This window comes from Corynebacterium mendelii, from assembly GCF_017307055.1.
Lineage (GTDB): Bacteria > Actinomycetota > Actinomycetes > Mycobacteriales > Mycobacteriaceae > Corynebacterium > Corynebacterium mendelii.
The window spans coordinates 468172-485257 of sequence record NZ_JAFLEQ010000003.1 but is presented as its reverse complement, the minus strand read 5'-3'; the positions used below and the strand labels follow the sequence as shown (position 1 = coordinate 485257).

The 17086-nt window shown below is 62.3% G+C and carries 13 protein-coding genes; 5 read left to right on the top strand and 8 right to left on the bottom strand.

Annotation, left to right across the window (positions count from 1 at the left end; translation table 11 throughout):
* Positions 1-90: 90 nt before the first annotated feature.
* On the top strand, positions 91-684 hold the full coding sequence (locus tag JZY06_RS01935) for a TetR/AcrR family transcriptional regulator (RefSeq protein ID WP_207118041.1): 594 nt from the start codon (positions 91-93) through the stop codon (positions 682-684).
* 34 nt (positions 685-718) lie between these two features.
* On the opposite strand, the gene JZY06_RS01930 is transcribed toward JZY06_RS01935, so the two are convergent.
* Positions 719-1273 carry a hypothetical protein gene (locus JZY06_RS01930; protein WP_207118039.1) on the bottom strand — a complete coding sequence of 185 codons (555 nt, stop codon included), beginning with the start codon at positions 1271-1273 and terminating at the stop codon, positions 719-721.
* 369 nt (positions 1274-1642) lie between these two features.
* Between JZY06_RS01930 and JZY06_RS01925 the strand changes: the two genes are divergently transcribed.
* Positions 1643-2392 carry a CBS domain-containing protein gene (locus JZY06_RS01925; RefSeq protein WP_207118037.1) on the top strand — a complete coding sequence of 250 codons (750 nt, stop codon included), beginning with the start codon at positions 1643-1645 and terminating at the stop codon, positions 2390-2392.
* A gap of 106 nt (positions 2393-2498) precedes the next feature.
* Here JZY06_RS01925 and hisS read toward each other — a convergent pair whose 3' ends face one another.
* Positions 2499-3776, bottom strand: coding sequence for a histidine--tRNA ligase (hisS, locus tag JZY06_RS01920; RefSeq protein ID WP_207118036.1), 1278 nt, complete (start codon positions 3774-3776; stop codon positions 2499-2501).
* A gap of 122 nt (positions 3777-3898) precedes the next feature.
* The gene (locus tag JZY06_RS01915) at positions 3899-4552 is read right to left on the bottom strand and encodes an MBL fold metallo-hydrolase (protein ID WP_207118034.1); all 654 of its coding nucleotides are present in this window, start codon (positions 4550-4552) and stop codon (positions 3899-3901) included.
* 309 nt (positions 4553-4861) lie between these two features.
* Here JZY06_RS01915 and JZY06_RS01910 point away from each other — a divergent pair, with 309 nt between their 5' ends.
* The 3 genes from JZY06_RS01910 (at position 4862) to JZY06_RS01900 (ending at position 8258) form a co-directional block, all read left to right on the top strand.
* Positions 4862-5779, top strand: coding sequence for a peptidylprolyl isomerase (locus JZY06_RS01910; RefSeq protein ID WP_207118032.1), 918 nt, complete (start codon positions 4862-4864; stop codon positions 5777-5779).
* A 642-nt stretch (positions 5780-6421) separates the two neighbouring features.
* Entirely contained in the window at positions 6422-7153 is a 732-nt protein-coding gene (locus JZY06_RS01905; protein WP_207118030.1) for a hypothetical protein, read from the top strand.
* 322 nt (positions 7154-7475) lie between these two features.
* Positions 7476-8258, top strand: coding sequence for a hypothetical protein (locus JZY06_RS01900; RefSeq protein ID WP_207118028.1), 783 nt, complete (start codon positions 7476-7478; stop codon positions 8256-8258).
* A gap of 171 nt (positions 8259-8429) precedes the next feature.
* On the opposite strand, the gene JZY06_RS01895 is transcribed toward JZY06_RS01900, so the two are convergent.
* The 5 genes from JZY06_RS01895 to secD all read right to left on the bottom strand — a co-directional run bounded on the left by JZY06_RS01895 (position 8430) and on the right by secD (position 16409).
* A complete protein-coding gene (locus JZY06_RS01895) occupies positions 8430-10655 on the bottom strand; it encodes a RelA/SpoT family protein (protein ID WP_242516546.1) in 2226 nt (741 codons plus the stop codon).
* Between the two features lie 51 nt (positions 10656-10706).
* Entirely contained in the window at positions 10707-11300 is a 594-nt protein-coding gene (locus JZY06_RS01890; RefSeq protein ID WP_207118024.1) for an adenine phosphoribosyltransferase, read from the bottom strand.
* A 114-nt stretch (positions 11301-11414) separates the two neighbouring features.
* A complete protein-coding gene (locus tag JZY06_RS01885; RefSeq protein WP_207118022.1) occupies positions 11415-13052 on the bottom strand; it encodes an ABC transporter substrate-binding protein in 1638 nt (545 codons plus the stop codon).
* A 329-nt stretch (positions 13053-13381) separates the two neighbouring features.
* A complete protein-coding gene (gene secF / locus JZY06_RS01880; RefSeq protein ID WP_207118019.1) occupies positions 13382-14497 on the bottom strand; it encodes a protein translocase subunit SecF in 1116 nt (371 codons plus the stop codon).
* 7 nt (positions 14498-14504) lie between these two features.
* Entirely contained in the window at positions 14505-16409 is a 1905-nt protein-coding gene (secD, locus tag JZY06_RS01875; protein ID WP_242516433.1) for a protein translocase subunit SecD, read from the bottom strand.
* Between the last annotated feature and the right edge of the window lie 677 nt (positions 16410-17086).

The following is a 17086-nucleotide window of genomic DNA, read 5'->3' as shown; positions in this document are numbered from 1 at the left end:
CGTTACACCGGACCGTCCGGACTCGTCCCGGGCCCAGCCCCCTGCCCGACCGGCGGTCCCCGACGGGTTTTTTCCAGGAGTGGTCCGTTCATGCGCAGGGACGCCAAAAAACGCAGGCTGAAAATCATTGACGCCGCCACCGAGCTTTTCCGCGAGCATTCCCACACAGTGCCCCTGGAAACCGTCGCCGCCCGCGCCGGGGTCGGTATCGCCACGCTCTACCGCAACTTCCCCGACCGCACCTCGCTGCTGCATGCCTGCGGATCAGCTGTTCTGGCCCGGGCGATTGATCTGCAGGACGATGTGCTCGCCCATTTCGACGATGATCCCCGCAGCCAGTGGCACCGCTATGTCACCGCACTGGTGGATATGGGGCTGGGCGCGATGGTGTCCACCTTCGCGCCCGAAGACATGGACCGTTTGCCGGCTGATGTGGCGGCTTTGAGAACCCGGGCGGCGGAACTGGGCAATGAGATTTTGTCCCGGGCACATGCCGCGGGCCTGGTCGCCGAACCCATCACCCACCAGCGTTTTCTGGCGGGGCTGGTGACAGTCACCCGCCCGCCGGTGGTCGGTATCAGAAAACTCGAACCCGACACCCTGCCCTGGCTGGTCGGCATCTATGTGGCCGGACTCGCACACGGCGGCACCCCGCAGATACCCACCGGCGGGACCGCCGGATAACCGGCCGAAAGCCCGCGCAGCCACCCCGGCGGATCTACCAGGCCCACACCTGGGCGGTACCGCCGTCCCGGTCGGCGCACACAAACAGCGTCCCATCATGTTCGGTACAGATCATGTTGTACTGTCGCCCGGTCGCAGGCGAGGTCACGGTCATTGTCCGCGGCGAGGAGTAGTGGATGTTTTTGGCCGGATCGGCACCTGTCATCGAGGTGGCGAACACCTTCATGGCGAACCCGCAGCTGGTATCGGGTCCCGCCACCACGATCCGGGTGCCGTAGGCGTTGAATGTCCGGCACACCGTACCGGTGGCCCCGAGCACTGTCAGCGGCTGTCCGGTCTGCCCGTCACGCGGCAGCCGGGCAGCAAGATTTCCCCCCGCGACATCCGGGGTGCGCTGCACTGTCGGCGCCAGGGGGTTGGCGGGCAGACGGGTTGTCCCGCCGCCGAGAACCTGTGACGACAGCGACAGCCAGCTGGTCGCGTAGTCGTGGAGCGGTCCGGCTGCCGCCGGGGCGGGAAAGGCCACCAGCGCCACGGAACTGGCCACGGCTGCCGCAACCATTGAAAGACGTTTTTTCACTCGGGTCATAACGGTCTGGGTCCCTTACATTTTCTTTTGCACGCAACCGGCACAATCCGCCCGCGCACCCGCTGGGGGCAGCAACTGTGAGCCCGGCACGGGACGTGCGGCCGGTGGTCCATTCCTTCAAACACCAACACCACCGGTGTTGCGCACGGTGTCTTTTGTTCACCAGTGTGACACACGGGGTGCGATTTCGGCCACCATCACCCTTCCCTTTTTTGCTTTGCCCGGCTCCCGGCGGGGGCTTGTCCCGCAGACCCCTTCGGCACACCGGGTGTGACAAGTTTTCCGGTTCCAGCCCCGCGGTGCCGGCGCAGAAGCTCTCCCGCCGCGGCCACCTCGCCCGGGGGCACCACTTTTTCCTAGGCTGGGGGCGTGAGTGAATCAACAAGCAACGACCATGGCGAGACCATCACCCGGGCGGAGCGTTTCATCGCGGCCTTCAACGGTATCGAGCAGACCCTGCGGGAAGAGTTGAACATGCGCCCCGGGGTCTATTTCACCGAGGTCGTGAAAAAAGCCCGCCGCACCCACCTGATCACCGACGATATCGCCGAGTCGCTGTTCGCCTACGCCCGGCTGCGCAACGCCATCAGCCACGACCGCTACAAAGACGGCGAACCGATTGCCGATCCGCGCGCCGATGTGGTGGAAAAAATCGAGGGCATCCGCGACGTCGTCACCGCCGATACCCGGGTGGTCAGCATTTTGGGCCACACCGAGGTTGTCACATTAACCCCAGCCACGCATCTGGACGAGGTACTGGCGGCGGTGAGGAAAACCGGCTACGCGCGCTTTCCTGTCTATGACGGGGATAAATTCGTCTATCTTCTCACCGTGCAGGCCATCGCCAAATGGCTGGCCAATGATCTCTCCGACAACAACACCATCAACGCCACCACCGTCGCCGATGTCCAGCAGTACCTGTCGGCCTCTGACCGGGCGGAGCTGGTGGCCAAAGACGTCACCGCCCCGCAGGCACTGACCCGCTTCAACAAACTCGACGACAGCGGCCACTCGCCTGCCGCGCTGATCATCACCGAACACGGCCGCCCGACCCAACGTCCCATCCAGATTGTCGTCGCCTCCGATATTCCGCGTCTTCTGGCAGCCGTCGACTATTAGGCCAACCGCCGGCCCAGGCGGCGAACACCAAAAACCCGCCCGTGGCACACACCACGGGCGGGAAAGTCAAGGCAAAAACCTTGTCTTTTTGTTGTTTTTCACGGTTTCAGCGGCCCAGTTTGGTTGCCAGGTAGTCAGTCAAACGGTCAAAGGAGACGTCCTCCTGAGTGTGGGCGGCCAGATCTTTGACAGCCGCAGTCGAGGTTTCCAGTTCCCGGTCACCGATGACAAGCGCAAATTTCGCGCCCGCCCGGTCGGCACCTTTCATCGCGCCTTTCAAACCCCGCTGGCCGAAACTCATGTCCGCCCGAAGACCATGGGTGCGCAACACATGGGTGATCGCACCGAGTTTGATGCGGGCCGCATCCCCCATGGCGACACCGTAGATATCGCAGCGGGAGCTGTCGACCGGGCCGACGCCTTCAGCCTCCAGCGCGAGAATGGTGCGGTCGACCCCGAGGCCGAAACCGATGCCGGACAAATCCTGTCCGCCCAGTTGCGCCATCAAACCGTCGTAGCGGCCGCCGCCACCAATACCCGACTGGGCGCCGAGTCCGTCGTGGACGAATTCGAAACAGGTCTTGGTGTAGTAGTCCAGCCCGCGGACCAGCCGTTTGTTGATGACATAGTCCACGCCCATCTCATCGAGCAGCCCGGTAACGGTCTCGAAATGCTCGCGGCATTCGGCTGAGAGATGGTCCAGCATCAGCGGCGCGTCGGCGGTCATCTCCCGCACTTCAGCACGTTTGTCGTCGAGCACCCGCAGCGGGTTGATCTGCGCCCGGTGGCGGGTCTGCTCATCCAGCGGCAGGTCGAGCAGGAAGTCCTGCAGTTTCTGCCGGTAGGCCGGACGGCAGGAATGATCGCCCAGGCTGGTGATCTCCAGCCGGTAACCGGTAAGCCCCACCGACTTGTAGCAGCGGTCGGCCAGGGCAATGACCTCTGCATCAAGGACCGGATCATCCACGCCGATGGCTTCCACACCGACCTGCTGCAGTTGCCGGTAGCGCCCGGCCTGCGGGCGTTCGTAGCGGAAAAAAGGTCCGGCGTAGGTCATTTTCACCGGCAGCTGACCGCGGTCCAGATTGTGTTCGATCACCGCACGCATCACTCCGGCGGTACCTTCCGGACGCAGCGTCACCGACCGGTCACCTTTGTCGGCGAAGGTGTACATCTCTTTGCTGACCACATCGGTGGATTCACCGACTCCGCGGGCAAACAGAGCGGTGTCCTCGAAGATCGGCAGCTCGATGTGCTCGTAGCCGGCCAACCGGGCCTGATGGCTGAATGTGTCCCTGACATGCAAAAATGCTGCCGATGACGGGGGAACGTAGTCGGGGACGCCTTTGGGGGCGGAAAAGGATGTTTTCTTCGCTTGGCTCACGGGCGCACAGTATAGGCGAGATGACCGCTTCCGCGGCCAGGTGCCCTCCCCGGCAAAGCAATAACGATTGCCAGGGGCGGCACGACAGCCAGCAACACCGGCCGGCCTGGTCCCAAGGGCCGCTACCGGTTGTGGAACTTGCGCAGGAACGGATTGGTGGCGCGCTCCGATTTCATGGTGCTCGACGGACCGTGGCCAGGAAGAATCTGCAGTCCGTCATCGAGCGGCCAGACCTTGTTCTCCAGGGTGTTGTCCATCTGCGGCCAGCTGGAACGCGGCAGATCGGTCCGGCCGATCGATCCTTTAAACAAAACGTCACCGCTAAAACACAGGGTTTTACCCACCAGCAGCACCGAACCAGGCGAGTGCCCCGGCGCATGGTGGACAGCAAAGCTCTCTCCGCCGATGGTGATGGAATCCCCGTCGGAGAAAAAGCTCCGGGCCTGCGGATCGACGGTGACCAGATGATCCGCATCATGGAGGGCCATGGCCTGCACCGAGACCCCGGCAGCCGGATCGTCGAGCATGAATTCATCATCGGCATGGATGAACACCGGAACGTCATAGGCCTGCTGCAGGCTGCCGGCATCGCGGGTGTGGTCGATGTGGCCGTGGGTGAGGATAACCTTCTCCAGGCGCAAACCGTTGTCTTTGATATACCCGTCAACGGTGGCAAACGCCCCCATACCGGGGTCGATGACCGTCAGCGCTTTACCCGCAACGGCAATCCAGCAGTTGGTTTGGAAAGGGCCTGCAACACATCCGTAAAGCTCCATAGGGCAAATGGTAGACCCAGGCCCGGTCCCCGCCCACGGGCGGTACCCCACGCACTATCGGCCCGGACCACCCCAACCGGAGGTACGGCCATCCGATCCGGTACCGCTCAGCCGGGGTGTCACCCCCAGTTTTCGGGGTCATAACAGACAAAACACCTGCCACACCACGGCGCACTTCGCCGACTGTCGCTGCTGCGGGTACAATCCGTGCGGTCACACGACTGTGGGGAGTTTGCCCGTGGTCCGCTGTGGCAGTTGACACAATTCATCCGATACCGATTCACCGAGTGTGTATAAGGCAGTGACCCGTTGAGCACCAATGAACAACGTCGCCAAGAGGCAATGAAGAAACTGGACCGTGAGTTGAAAACCCGCGACCGGCAGGAAAAAACGAAACCTCTGGGTGTCGTGGCAGCGTCCGTCGCCGTGATTCTCGCCTTCGTCGGGGGCATCTGGTGGTTGAACACCCACGAAACCGACAGCGATTCCACCACCCAGGCCGAGTCGTCATCGGCGTCAACCGCGGCCTCGGCCTCCGCATCCGCGGAAGTTGAACCCACCGACGACACCACCCCGGAGGAAGAGACAACCAAACCGAAGCCGAAGAAGAACCAGGTTCTCGACGGCAAGAGGGCAACCCCGCTCGCCGAGACGGTCGCCTGCACCTACGACGAATCCGGCAGGAGCGCAGCCAAAGACGTCGGACTTCCGCCCACCGCAGATGTTCCCGCCACCGGAACCGTCGATGTGACCTTCCAAACCAATGACGGCCCGATCCCGCTGAGCCTGGACCGTGCCGCGGCTCCCTGCACCGTCAACGCGATCACCTACCTGGCTTCCAAGGGGTACTACGACAACACCATCTGCCACCGTCTGACCACGCAGGGCATCAAGGTCCTGCAGTGCGGCGATCCCTCCGGTACCGGCGCCGGTGGCCCCGGCTTCCAGTTCGCCGACGAATACCCGGTCGATGAAATGGATGGCGCCCCGGTTGTCTACCCGCGTGGTTCGGTGGCCATGGCCAATGCCGGCCCGGGAACCAACGGCTCCCAGTTCTTCCTAAACTACGGTGATTCACCTCTTCCGGCGAGCTACACCTACTTCGGCACCATCGGTGAAGAAGGCCTGACAACCGTTGATGTTGTCGCTGACCGCGGCACCGAATCCGGCCAGCCTGACGGAAAACCGAAGCAGGAAGTCACCATCGAAAACGTCTCAGTCAAGTAACACATACTGACCCCCGACTGCTGCAGCCTTGCTGGCCCCGCACCGGCCGGTGGCATTCGGACGGTTGTGTGTCCGGATACCCGAACGACAACTGCCGGATACACAATCCCCACGGCCCGCACCCCCGATGACGGGGTGCGGGCCATTTTTTACCTCCCAGTTGAATACGATGACGAACCAATTCGTCGGGGATGCACAGCCTGGGGGCAGCACGCTGTCATTCACAGACAATGGCACCACTTCCTCCACCACTTCCCCCGGCCACGCATCCACTACCTGCCACTAACTACCCCGTACCCACCCCCACAGGCACCGCAACAGATGCAGAGCCGATACACCTTCGAAACCCCCTGTAACCGCACTCCCATAACAAGCGCTGCAAACGATCTGTTCACGGTTAGGGATTTTATGAGCAGGCCACTAAAAAAATTATTAGCGGCGTAAAGCAACGGACCTGTATAGTGGGCTCCGGTCCACAACTGAACTGTTGACCGGACAACTGGGAGGCCTCCGCTTTCCGGTAGACGGCGTAACAGCCGCTGCTGCCACGCCGATACGCAAGTGTCCAAGGGTTGCCATCGTCAAGAAAATGACTACCCTTGCAGAAGTTGTCCGCTTCACCATACGAGAAGGAATACCTACATGAAGCTGAACGTCCGCAAGTCCATCGCCGCTGTCGGCACCGCCATGGCCCTGGCCGTCACCCCGGTTGCCGTCCCGAGCATGGCCCCCACCGCTTTCGCAGCCTCCGACGATCAGTACACCACCCGTAAGGGCGCAGTCGAATCCGGCCTGACTCAGATCAAAATTGCTTACGCTGCCAAGATGGCCGAGATCGAGTCCACCTCCACATCGGTTTCCGGCAACGACGATGCTGACCTGAAAGTCAGCCAGGCCCGCACCAAGGCTTCTGAAGCTGACGGCCTCATCAAACTGGCCGAGGGCTACCTGGAAAGCGTTGAGGGCAAAGGCAACGATGACGGTAACTACGGAACTCTCGGCTCCGCTCAGACTGCGCTGAACGATGCCAAGACCGCTCTGACCCGCGTTGATACTTACCTCACAGAAGCCCGCGCCGCGAAGAAGAAGGCCGAGGACTCCAAGTTCGAGTGCCCCGGTGCAACCAACTTCGACAAGAAAAAAGACAAGGTCACCGAAGGCTCCACCACCGCTGGCCTGAAGTCCTTCTTCACCTCCTCCGGTAACCGCGTTGTCTACAAAAACGGCAAGAAAGAGTGTGTCTCCAACCGCGAGTACTACACCGACATGCTGACCAAGCTGGTTGCCGTTCTCGGCACCGTGCTGACCCTGATCACCACCGCCACCAAGATCTCCGACGTGGTCATGAAGGCCGCCCCCGGTGCCCCGGCCTAATCTGATCGTTTCCCACTGACAAGTCAACAGCCGGAATCTCTGATTCCAGCTGTTTGGCTTGCGCGAGGACTTGATCCACTCCGCCCACCGGGCGGTTGCGGTCGTTACAGCTCAGGCATTCCCGGACCCCGCCGGTTCCAGTTTCTGGTTCCGACGGGGTCCGGTTGCGTTCACACCCGGGTCCGGAAACGTATTTTTCAAGCTTTTTCCGCCCGACCCGTAACTTCTCGGGTACCTTGAGGCGATAGACTCCATAGGACGCCAGGCGCCGAGCCTGTTGCCGTTTTCTTTTAGCCGACTGACAGGAAGCACACTTTTTCTGATGACTTACCAGTTCCGCAAGGCCGCAGTAGCCTCCATCACAGCTGTTGCTGTCGCCACCGCTTCAAGCCTGGCTCCGGTTCCGGCTTTCGCCGATGACGATTCACTCGCTTCCCTGACCAGGTCCATGGATTCCGCGCCGCAACAGGAATACGACAAACTCATTGGCACGGTTAAAAAAGAGATCGAGAAAGCCACCAAGTCCATTGACGAGCTGACGCCGAAAGCGACCAAGCAAAAGGATGACTGGGGCTACGACGCCGCTTTTGAGGCCCTCAACCGTCTCGATGAGGCCCAGGTAACCATCAACAACATCAATCGTATTCTGGACAATCTTCCTGCTTCGCCCGATGACCATGCTCTCGATGAGCTGAAGCAGGCACGCAAGATGTCGTTCACCCTGAACCAGAAGATTTCCGACGCCGAATACGATGTTGATCTCGCCAACAAGATCCACAAGGGTGAAAAAGAAGACTCCTTCGAATGCAAGGACGCCATCGATGTCGGTGATACCTCGGGTTCATCTACCGGATCGTCGACCACGGGTATTTTCAACCCGCTCGGTAACAGGATTGTCTACAGCAAGGACGGCCAACCGAACTGCACCACCAACCTCGAGTACTACTCCACCAAGTTCACCAGTACTTTGACCACGCTGCTCACCATGGCGTCCTTCCTCGCAGGCTTCAACAAGGTGTTCCAGGCTTTCACCCAACGTGGACAGCAAAAACCTGACGCAAACGCTGACAAGGATGCGGCAGCCGCTCCCGCCACTGCCGGCTAACCACCAGGCGACCGGCCTGCCCGTTGCGGCACCCCCGACGAGAACACCACCCCGGATGGCTTTAGAAACTGGATGTGAACTGTGATGTTTCAACCGCTTAAAGCGGAAAACATCCTTTCTGTTTCCAGGCACCGGGGTGGTGGTTTCTTTTCGGCTTCTCTCCCCCCTGGCTCAGCCGGAGGTCAGCCGATAGACGTCGTAGACTCCCTCGATATTGCGCAGTGAAGTCATCAGGCTTCCCAGTTGTTTGGTGTCGGAGACCTCGAAAGTGAATTTCGCGAAAGCCACATGGTCGTCGTCGGCGTAGGAATTCATCGACACCACAGCGACTTTCTGCTCGCTGATGACCTTCGTCAACTCCAGCAGCAGACCACTGCGGTCCAGTGCTTCCAATTGGATGGTGGCGGCAAATGAACCGCCCCCGTCCCGCGCCCAGGACACGGTGATGAGACGCTCGGGCTGATCCTCGAGTTTTTTGGCGTTGGTGCAGTCAGAACGGTGCACGCTGACTCCCCCGCCGCGGGTGACGAAACCGAAGATCGCGTCACCGGGTACCGGCATACAGCATTTGGCCAGTTTCGCCATCACATCCGGGGAGCCTTCCACCAGGATGCCGGTGGCATCGGGGCTGACTTTTTTGGTTTTCAGCTCACTGAACGGGGTGCGGGCAACCAGTTGGTCCTCGGCGTCGGATTCGTCACCGAAGGTGGCCATCAGCCGGTTGACCACATGTTTGGCAGACACCCGCTGCTGGCCAATCGCCGTATACAGGGCGTCGACGTCCGGGTAGTGAAGCTCCTCGGCCACCTGCTTCATGGTTTGGGCGGTAAACAGCCGGTGCATCGGAAGCCCACCGCGCTGAACCTCTGCGGCCAGCGCATCGCGTCCGGCTTCCAGGGTTTCCTCGCGGCGTTCCTTGGCGAACCATTGGCGGATTTTCGCTTTCGCCCGCGGGGAGACCACAAATTTCTGCCAGTCGCTGGATGGGCCGGCATTCTGGTCCTTGGAGGTGAACACCTCCACCCGGTCGCCGGATTTCAGCTGCGATTCCAGGGCCACCAGTTTGCCGTTGACTTTCGCCCCGATACAGCGGTGGCCGACCTCGGTGTGGACAGCGTAGGCGAAATCGACCGGGGTGGAATCCACCGGCAGGTTGACCACATCACCTTTCGGGGTGAACACGAAGATTTGTTTCGCCTGCAGGTCATAGCGCAGGGAATCGAGGAACTCGTTGGGGTCGGCGGCTTCTTTCTGCCAGTCGAGCAGCTGCCGCATCCACGCCATCTCGTCGACTTCTTTGTCCGAGCCTTTGTGGGAGCCCTTGGTTTCCTTGTAGCGCCAGTGGGCGGCAATGCCGAATTCGGCGTTGTAGTGCATCTCGTGGGTGCGGACCTGGACTTCCAGCGGTTTTCCGCCGGGTCCCATCACCGTGGTGTGCAACGACTGGTAGACGCCGAAGCGTGGGGCTGTGATGTAGTCTTTGAACCTCCCCGGCAGCGCCGCGTACAGCGAGTGCACCGACCCGATGGCGGCATAGCAGTCGTTGAGGTTGTCGACCAGGATGCGGATCCCGACCAGATCGAAGATTTCGTCGAAGTCGCGTCCCCGCACCACCATTTTCTGGTAGATCGACCAATAGTGTTTCGGCCGCCCCAGAACTTCCGCCGGGATGCGGTTGTCCCGCATGGTTTGCTGCACCTGGGCGATGATTTCGGCGAGATACCGGTCCCGGGAGGGCGCCCGGTCGGCGACCAGACGCACGATCTCGTCGTATTTTTTCGGGTACAGGATCGCAAAGGACAGATCCTCCAGTTCCCATTTGATGCTGGCCATCCCGAGGCGGTGGGCCAGCGGCGCAATGACCTCCAGGGTCTGGCGGGCTTTTTTGGCCTGTTTTTCCGGCGGCAAAAAACGCATGGTGCGCATATTGTGCAGGCGGTCGGCGACCTTGATCACCAGGACCCGCGGATCGCGGGACATCGCCACAATCATTTTCCGGATGGTTTCGGCTTCCGCCGCCGCCCCCAAAGCCACTTTGTCCAGTTTGGTCACCCCGTCGACCAGCCGGGCTACCTCGGCGCCGAAGTCACCGGTTAAATCCTCCAGGGAGTAGTCGGTGTCTTCCACGGTGTCGTGCAGCAGAGCAGCAACAATGGTGGTGGTGTCCATGCCGATTTCGGCGGCGATGGTGGCCACCGCCAGCGGATGGGTGATGTAGGGGTCACCGGATTTGCGGAACACCCCGTCGTGAAGTTTTTCCGCGGTGTGGTAGGCGCGCTGGATCAGTTCCACATCCGCTTTGGGATGGATTTTGCGGTGGATGGTTACCAGCGGATCGAGTACCGGGTCGACTTTCACCCGGTTTCCGGCGAGACTGCGGGCCAGCCGCGCCGACATGCTGCGCACCGGCGACGCCGGTTTCTTGTCCTTGTCCTGGGCCAAGGCAGGTCACCGGTCCTGCGCTAGGCCCGGGCGGGCGCCATGACCGGTGACGGGGGCAGGATCCGTGCCAATGACGGTCAGCGGCAGACCGGTGGTTTTCTCCCGGCCACCCAGCCCCTCCACTTCCAACACCACGGCCAGGCCGCTGACATGCGCGCCGCAGTGTTGTTCCAGCAGGTTGCGGGCGGCCGCCAGGGTTCCCCCGGTGGCCAGCACATCGTCGATGAGAACGATGTTTTTGCCTTTCAGTCCCATATCGGCGTTTTTCGGCACTTCCAGTGCGGCGGTGCCGTATTCCAGGGCATAGGACTCGTTGTAGACCGGCGGGGGCAGCTTGCCCTGTTTCCTGATGGCCAGGACCCCCAGCCCCAGTTTGTAGGCGACTGCCGATCCGAGAAGGAATCCGCGGGCATCCAGTCCGCCGATCATCTCCGCGCCGTAGGCTTTCGCGGCCGCCGCCAGCTCATCAATGACCAGGGCGAAAGCCTCGGCATCGGCGAGTACCGGGGTCAAGTCTTCAAACAGCACCCCTTTTTCCGGAAAATCCGGGACAAGCCGGGTCTTGTCTTTGAGTGCCTGACGGGCATCAGCGTAAGCCATGGTGGGTCAATCCATTCTTTCCGGTGAAAAAGACAACTTCCGTTGTCGGTGCTGGTGTGGGGGGTGTGTTGTTTTAGTAAAGATTCGGGTGTCGCAGGTTCCGGCCACCGGCGGTCAGCCGGGGGCCGATGCCGGCGGTGGGGCCGGTTGACGGGTGTCGGTCCACCGGTCCATATTCCATCCAAGTCCCGCCAATCCGGTGTTTGCCATCACATTACCGATGCCTTCTTCCACAATAAACGCACGGGGCTCGGCGTTCAGCGGAATCGAGGGAACGGTCTGCCACAAACGGTTTTCTTCTTCCCGGATCTGCTCCGGATCACCACTGTCGGGGTCCACGGTTGCGAAGCCACTGGCCGGTGCCAGCGGTACCAGGAAAGCATCGACCTCCCCGCGTCCGGCCCGTTTCAGATCGGCCAGACTGCTGGCCGGTCCGGTGGCGTCGGTGACGGTGATTCCCCAGGGGGCGCAGGTGGCGCGGATCTGGTCGACCATGAGCGCGAAACGCCGGTGTCCCGGAAGATGGGCAATGCGGATGGTATGTCCGGCAAGCGGGGTGGTGGCCAACGGGTCGATACCGGTGTGGGCGGCGGCGATATCGGAGTTCTTCTCGCTGGCCGGGTCATCGGCGGCGGATAAAAACAGCCCCACCGGTGACACCGTCACACCGGAAGCTTCGGAGGCGACTTCGGCCACCTGGGCCTGGTCGACGCACCCGGAAAACGCCCGTCTCAGCTCCGCATCGGCGAAGGTTCCTTCCTCTGCCAACACCAGCTGCTCGGTGAGCATGCCCTGCCCGGAAGACACCGAATACCGTGGCGTGTCCGCACGATCGTCCAGCCATGCTACCCGCGACAGGTGGGTCAGGTCGCTGACCGCCGGGGCCGGGGTGCCGGCGAAGCCGGTGGGTTCTTGCCCGAAGGCGTAGATGGTGATGGTGCCTATTGCCGGGGCGTCACCCCGGTAGGCCGGATTGGGGCCCAGAGTCACCGACACACCGGGATCGGAGTCGACGATCATGTACGGGCCGCTGGCGACCTGCAGTTGCCGGTCCAGGTTGTCCAGGTTGAATCCGGTGTTCCATATCTCGGCGACCGGGCGGAGTTCCTCGGTGTCGCCGCCTTTGAGACGCCGGTTCAACTCCACGATCGGAATATTGAGCCGGTCGGCGAAGACATGGGAGGCAAGTACTGTCCCGGAGGCGAACAGTTCATGCCACCGTGCCCCCATCCCCTCTTTGAAGTAGACGGTGAATTTGCGCTGGCCGGGATCACAGTCGACCCGGTCGACGGCGTCATAGACCGGAGCGAAAGAGGAAAACAGCCACGGCATGGTGGCCGCCCGCCAGGTGAGCATGAAGTCCGTGCATGTCACCGGCACCCCGTCGGAATACACCGCATCGACGTTGATGCGGTAGAGCACGCTGCGCTGGGTTCCGGGAAGAAAATTGGCGGTGGCGAAATCCAGGTTCGGCACATATTGCCCGGACGGCCCCCGGACGAACACCCCGGGATAGATGCGCGCCGAAATCATGTCCGCCCGGGCGCTGACCCCGGCCGCGGAGATGGCGTTGGTTGTCACCAACGGCACTCCGGCGGCATAGGCGAACGGTGCCGGTTCGGTGGGTTCAACCGGTTGGGGTTCTCCGGAGGGCGCACAGGCCAGGCCTGCTGCCGCCAGAAACAAAGCGGCAGCGGCCACCAATACACCGCGTGCCCGCTCGACCAGGCAGCGGCGCAAGTGGAAAGCCATTTTTCCTCCGCGGGAATAGACAAACAACGGTGCCCCTTCCCGGCGCTGCAGCGGATGTGACGGAAGTTCCGGAAGGGGTCGATTGCCCCCAAGTTTACAAGCCTGCGGCCACGACGCCCCAACCGAACCCGAACAGAAGACCCGCACAGCGTTGTTTGCTTTCACCGCCGCGGCCACTCCCGGTGGGGACGGCCGGAAAGTGTCCGGGAAAACACCACCGGCCACCGCCGGGGGCGGACTGTGGTCCGCCACCCTGGATCTCTGCGGTGGCCGGTCAAGTGGTGGTAATCGCTGCCCCACACCCCATGGGGATGTTCAGGGCCGCGAAGCTAGGTTCTTCCCGGTCTCCAGGAAGCACCCATCGGATTGGCCGGATCGACCGGCGCCACGGTTCGTGCCGGACGGTGGTCATCGGTGTCTACGTCTTCACCGTCGGCGTCGACGTTTTTGCCTTCCCGTTGGGCGGCGACCCGCTTGTTGTGGTCTTTGACCTTCTTCTGCATGTTTTTCAGCGTCACCAGAATCGGGGTGGCCAAAAACACCGAGGAGAACGTACCTTCGATGACGCCGATCAGCTGCACCATCGACAGGTCCTTCAGGGTGCCGACGCCCATCAGCCAGACGGCGATAACCATCAGGGAGGCGATCGGCAGCGCGGAGATGACGGTGGTGGTAATTGAACGCATCACCGTCTGGTTGACCGCCAGGTTGGCGTGCTCGGCGTAGGTTTTTCTGGTCGAGCCTTCGAAACCGGCGGTGTTTTCCTTGACTTTGTCGAACACCACCACCGTGTCGTACAGGGAGAACGCCAGCACGGTCAACAAACCGATGACGGTGGCGGGCGAGACTTCCAGGCCGATGAGGGCATAGACGCCGGAGACCACGATGCCGTCGACGGCGATACCGGCCATGGCGGCAATAGCCATGTCCCGTTCAAAGCGCAGCGTGATGTAGGCGAAGATGAGGATGAAAAACACCGCCAGCGCCATCAGCATGCGGGAGGTGATTGTCGATCCCCAGGATTCCGAGACCGTCGAATCGCCGATGACATCCGGGGAAGCTTCGCCCTCGGCGTTTTTCGGCTGGAACTCGTTGTAGAGATCCTCGCGGGCCTGGTTGATCTGCTGCTCGGTCAGACGGCGGGAGTTGATTTCCAGGATCTTGGAATCCCCGGCACCGACCACCTGGACCTTCGCGGCTTCCACGCCGGTGGCGTCCTCGAAGGTTTTCGACACGGCGGTCTCATTGAGGTTGGCGGAATAGGGCATGTTCATCTTGGTGCCGCCCTCGAAATCGATGCCGAGGGTGAAGCCCTTGAAGATGATGGCGAGGAAGCAGACGATCACCACCACGCCGGTAATCGAATACCAGGTTTTGCGGCGTCCGACGAAGTCGAGTCCGCCTTCACCGGTGTAGACGCGTCGTAACGTTTGTTTGGCGCTCATTGGTCTTCTACGCCTCCTTTCCGTGTCCGGCCCCGCGGCTGCCGGCGGCAGCGTCAGCTCCGGTTATTTCGGCGGGTTCATCCCCGTCATCGGCGTGGTCGCCGGCCAGGTATTCCCCTTTGGCGCGCCGACGGTCGGCGACTTTCATCACTCCGGACAGTCCGTTGATCTTCGCGGAGGCAAAGGCCGGGCGGCGGGAAGCCATCACGACCAGCGGTGCGGACACCAGGAACACGATCACCAGGTCGAAGATGGTGGTCAACCCCAGGGTGAAGGCGAAGCCCTTGACGTCGCCGACAGCCAGCACGTAGAGCACCACGGCGGCGATCAGGGAGACGAGGTTACCGGACAAAATGGTGTGTTTCGCCCTCGCCCAGGCTCTGGGGACCGCGGAACGGAACGTCCGCCCGTCACGGATTTCGTCTTTGATCCTCTCGTAGAAGACGACGAAGGAGTCGGCGGTGGTGCCGATACCGATAATCAGACCGGCGATACCGGCCAAATCCAGCGAGTAGCCGACCCAGCGGCCCAGCAGCACCAGGGCGCCGTAGATCAGCGCACCGGAAGCGAACAGCGATGCCACCGCCAGGAAACCGAACACCCGGTAGTAGACCAGGCACACCAGGGTCACCAGGATCAGGCCGACGATACCGGCGATCAGACCGGCTTTCAGCGACGCCAGACCCAGGGTGGCGGGAATGGTGGTGGCGGTACCGCCGCGCTCACCGTTTTCACCGGCGAAGCTCAACGGGAGGGCACCGTATTTGAGGTTGTTGGCCAGCTGCTGCGCCTGCTCCTGGGTGAACGACCCGGTGATCGAGGTGGCGTTGCCGGCCGGGGTGGCCCCCCGGATCACCGGCGCGGAGATGATTTTCGAGTCCAGGGTGATCGCGACCTGGCGGCCGAGGTTGTCGGCGGTCAGTTTCGCCCAGGTGGCCCCGCCCTGTTGCCCGTCAGAGGACTTGAAGGCAAACGAGATTTCCATCTGGCTGGTCTGCGGGTTCAGCCCACCGGTGATCGGCCGGTTGGTGTCGATTTCGTTGCCGGTCAGCCGGGTGCCGTCGGGGGCGGACTGGCCGATCAGCAGCGGTACCGGATCGAGCACGTAGTTGACGTCCAGGTCCGGGTCACAGGCGACGAAGGGTTTTTCCGGGTCATCGGAACCGGCCATCGGGTCGACGGTCTCGTCGCACACCAACAGCGACTGGGCGGCGGTCTGGGTGGTCGGATCGTCGGACTGCCGGTCCTGTTTCAGCATGGCGATTTCGGCTTTGCGGCGTTCCGCGGCTTCCAGCGAGTTTTTCGCCTTGGCCGGCGGCTGCTCGCTCACCGTCGGCGCCGGGTTGTCCGGCGGGGTGGCCGCCTCGGCGTCCTCCCCGTTGACCTGCACCTGGGCGGCGGCCTGGTTGAGTCCGTCATTGAGTCTGCCCAGCACTTCGTTGGCGTGCTCCGGGGTGATGACACCCGCGGCCACCCACCGGTTGGCCATATCGACGGTTGTCGACAGCAGGGCCGCCGGGTTCGGCGGCTGCGGCTGGGCCACGGGCCTGAACAGCAGCTGCGAAGTCTGGCCCAGGGCGCGGGCCTGGGAGGTGTCGGCACCGGGGACGGTGATCACCAGGGTATTGCCGTCGGTGACGACCTCGGCACCCGAGACGCCCATACCGTTGACACGGTTCTGCAGGATGCGTTTGGCCTGTTCAAGCTGGTCCGGAGTGGGTTCCTGGCCCTGCGGAACCAGTGTGACACGGGTACCGCCCTGCAGGTCGATGCCGAGTTTCGGTTTCGCCTCGCGGTTGCCGGTGAAAAGAACCAGCACATAAATAAGGACCAGAAGCAGCACGAACAGGGCAAGTGCCTGCTTCGGCCAGCGGGTCTGTCCGACGCGTTTGCGTCCGGATGTGGAAGCCAATGGATTATCTCCTCGCCTGACGCCGTCTCCCGCACGCCCTGTCCGACAGGCTGCCGCACACCGGGTACGCCCGCACCCCATACCCCTGCCGTCACCGGCGGGTGAAGTCACCGCCTGACAAAAAAGCGGCTTCCTTTGAGCCGGTGAGGGGCAATGAAGCGGCACCGGCTGCCGGATGGGGTGGGTTGTGCGGGGCGGGTGGGCCCGGGGCGCGCGACAACCGGACAGAGCCGGGGTCGACGCGGAGTGTTGATTACTGCCGGTACGCAGCCGACACGACCCGCGAGATCACTGTGTGTTTTTCTGCCGGGGCCGCAAAACACAGCGGCGGGTCAGGAAAAACAAACGGTGCATGGCACCCGCGCTATCCGCTCCCCCGGTTGCCTGGCAACCACTGTGAAAAGGGGGCGCGGTCACGCGCATGATCTGGCGGGCCGGCGGATACGACGCCGGCAACCTCGTTGACGTGTGATCGAAAAAGGTTGAATGTTGTTGTAAAAGTTGAATCGGTGCAGGCTGACCTGCTCACCGGGGGAAACCGGAAAGGGTAACCGGCCCATGGGTGGGGCAGGTGCGGTGCACCAACGTTTCATCATAAAGGACGGGTGGCCTTACCGGGGTAACCAGGTGCGGTGTGCCGCACCCGTCTTCCCCACCCAGGGATACGGGTTGGCCGC

Coding starts and splice junctions, on each gene's coding strand:
- JZY06_RS01935 (WP_207118041.1), top strand. CDS start 91: ATGCGCAGGGACGCCAAAAAACGCAGGCTGAAAATCATTGACGCCGCC.
- JZY06_RS01930 (WP_207118039.1), bottom strand. CDS start 1,273: ATGACCCGAGTGAAAAAACGTCTTTCAATGGTTGCGGCAGCCGTGGCC.
- JZY06_RS01915 (WP_207118034.1), bottom strand. CDS start 4,552: ATGGAGCTTTACGGATGTGTTGCAGGCCCTTTCCAAACCAACTGCTGG.
- JZY06_RS01905 (WP_207118030.1), top strand. CDS start 6,422: ATGAAGCTGAACGTCCGCAAGTCCATCGCCGCTGTCGGCACCGCCATG.
- JZY06_RS01900 (WP_207118028.1), top strand. CDS start 7,476: ATGACTTACCAGTTCCGCAAGGCCGCAGTAGCCTCCATCACAGCTGTT.
- JZY06_RS01895 (WP_242516546.1), bottom strand. CDS start 10,655: ATGTCGGCGCGGCTGGCCCGCAGTCTCGCCGGAAACCGGGTGAAAGTC.
- JZY06_RS01890 (WP_207118024.1), bottom strand. CDS start 11,300: ATGGCTTACGCTGATGCCCGTCAGGCACTCAAAGACAAGACCCGGCTT.
- JZY06_RS01885 (WP_207118022.1), bottom strand. CDS start 13,052: ATGGCTTTCCACTTGCGCCGCTGCCTGGTCGAGCGGGCACGCGGTGTA.
- secF (WP_207118019.1), bottom strand. CDS start 14,497: ATGAGCGCCAAACAAACGTTACGACGCGTCTACACCGGTGAAGGCGGA.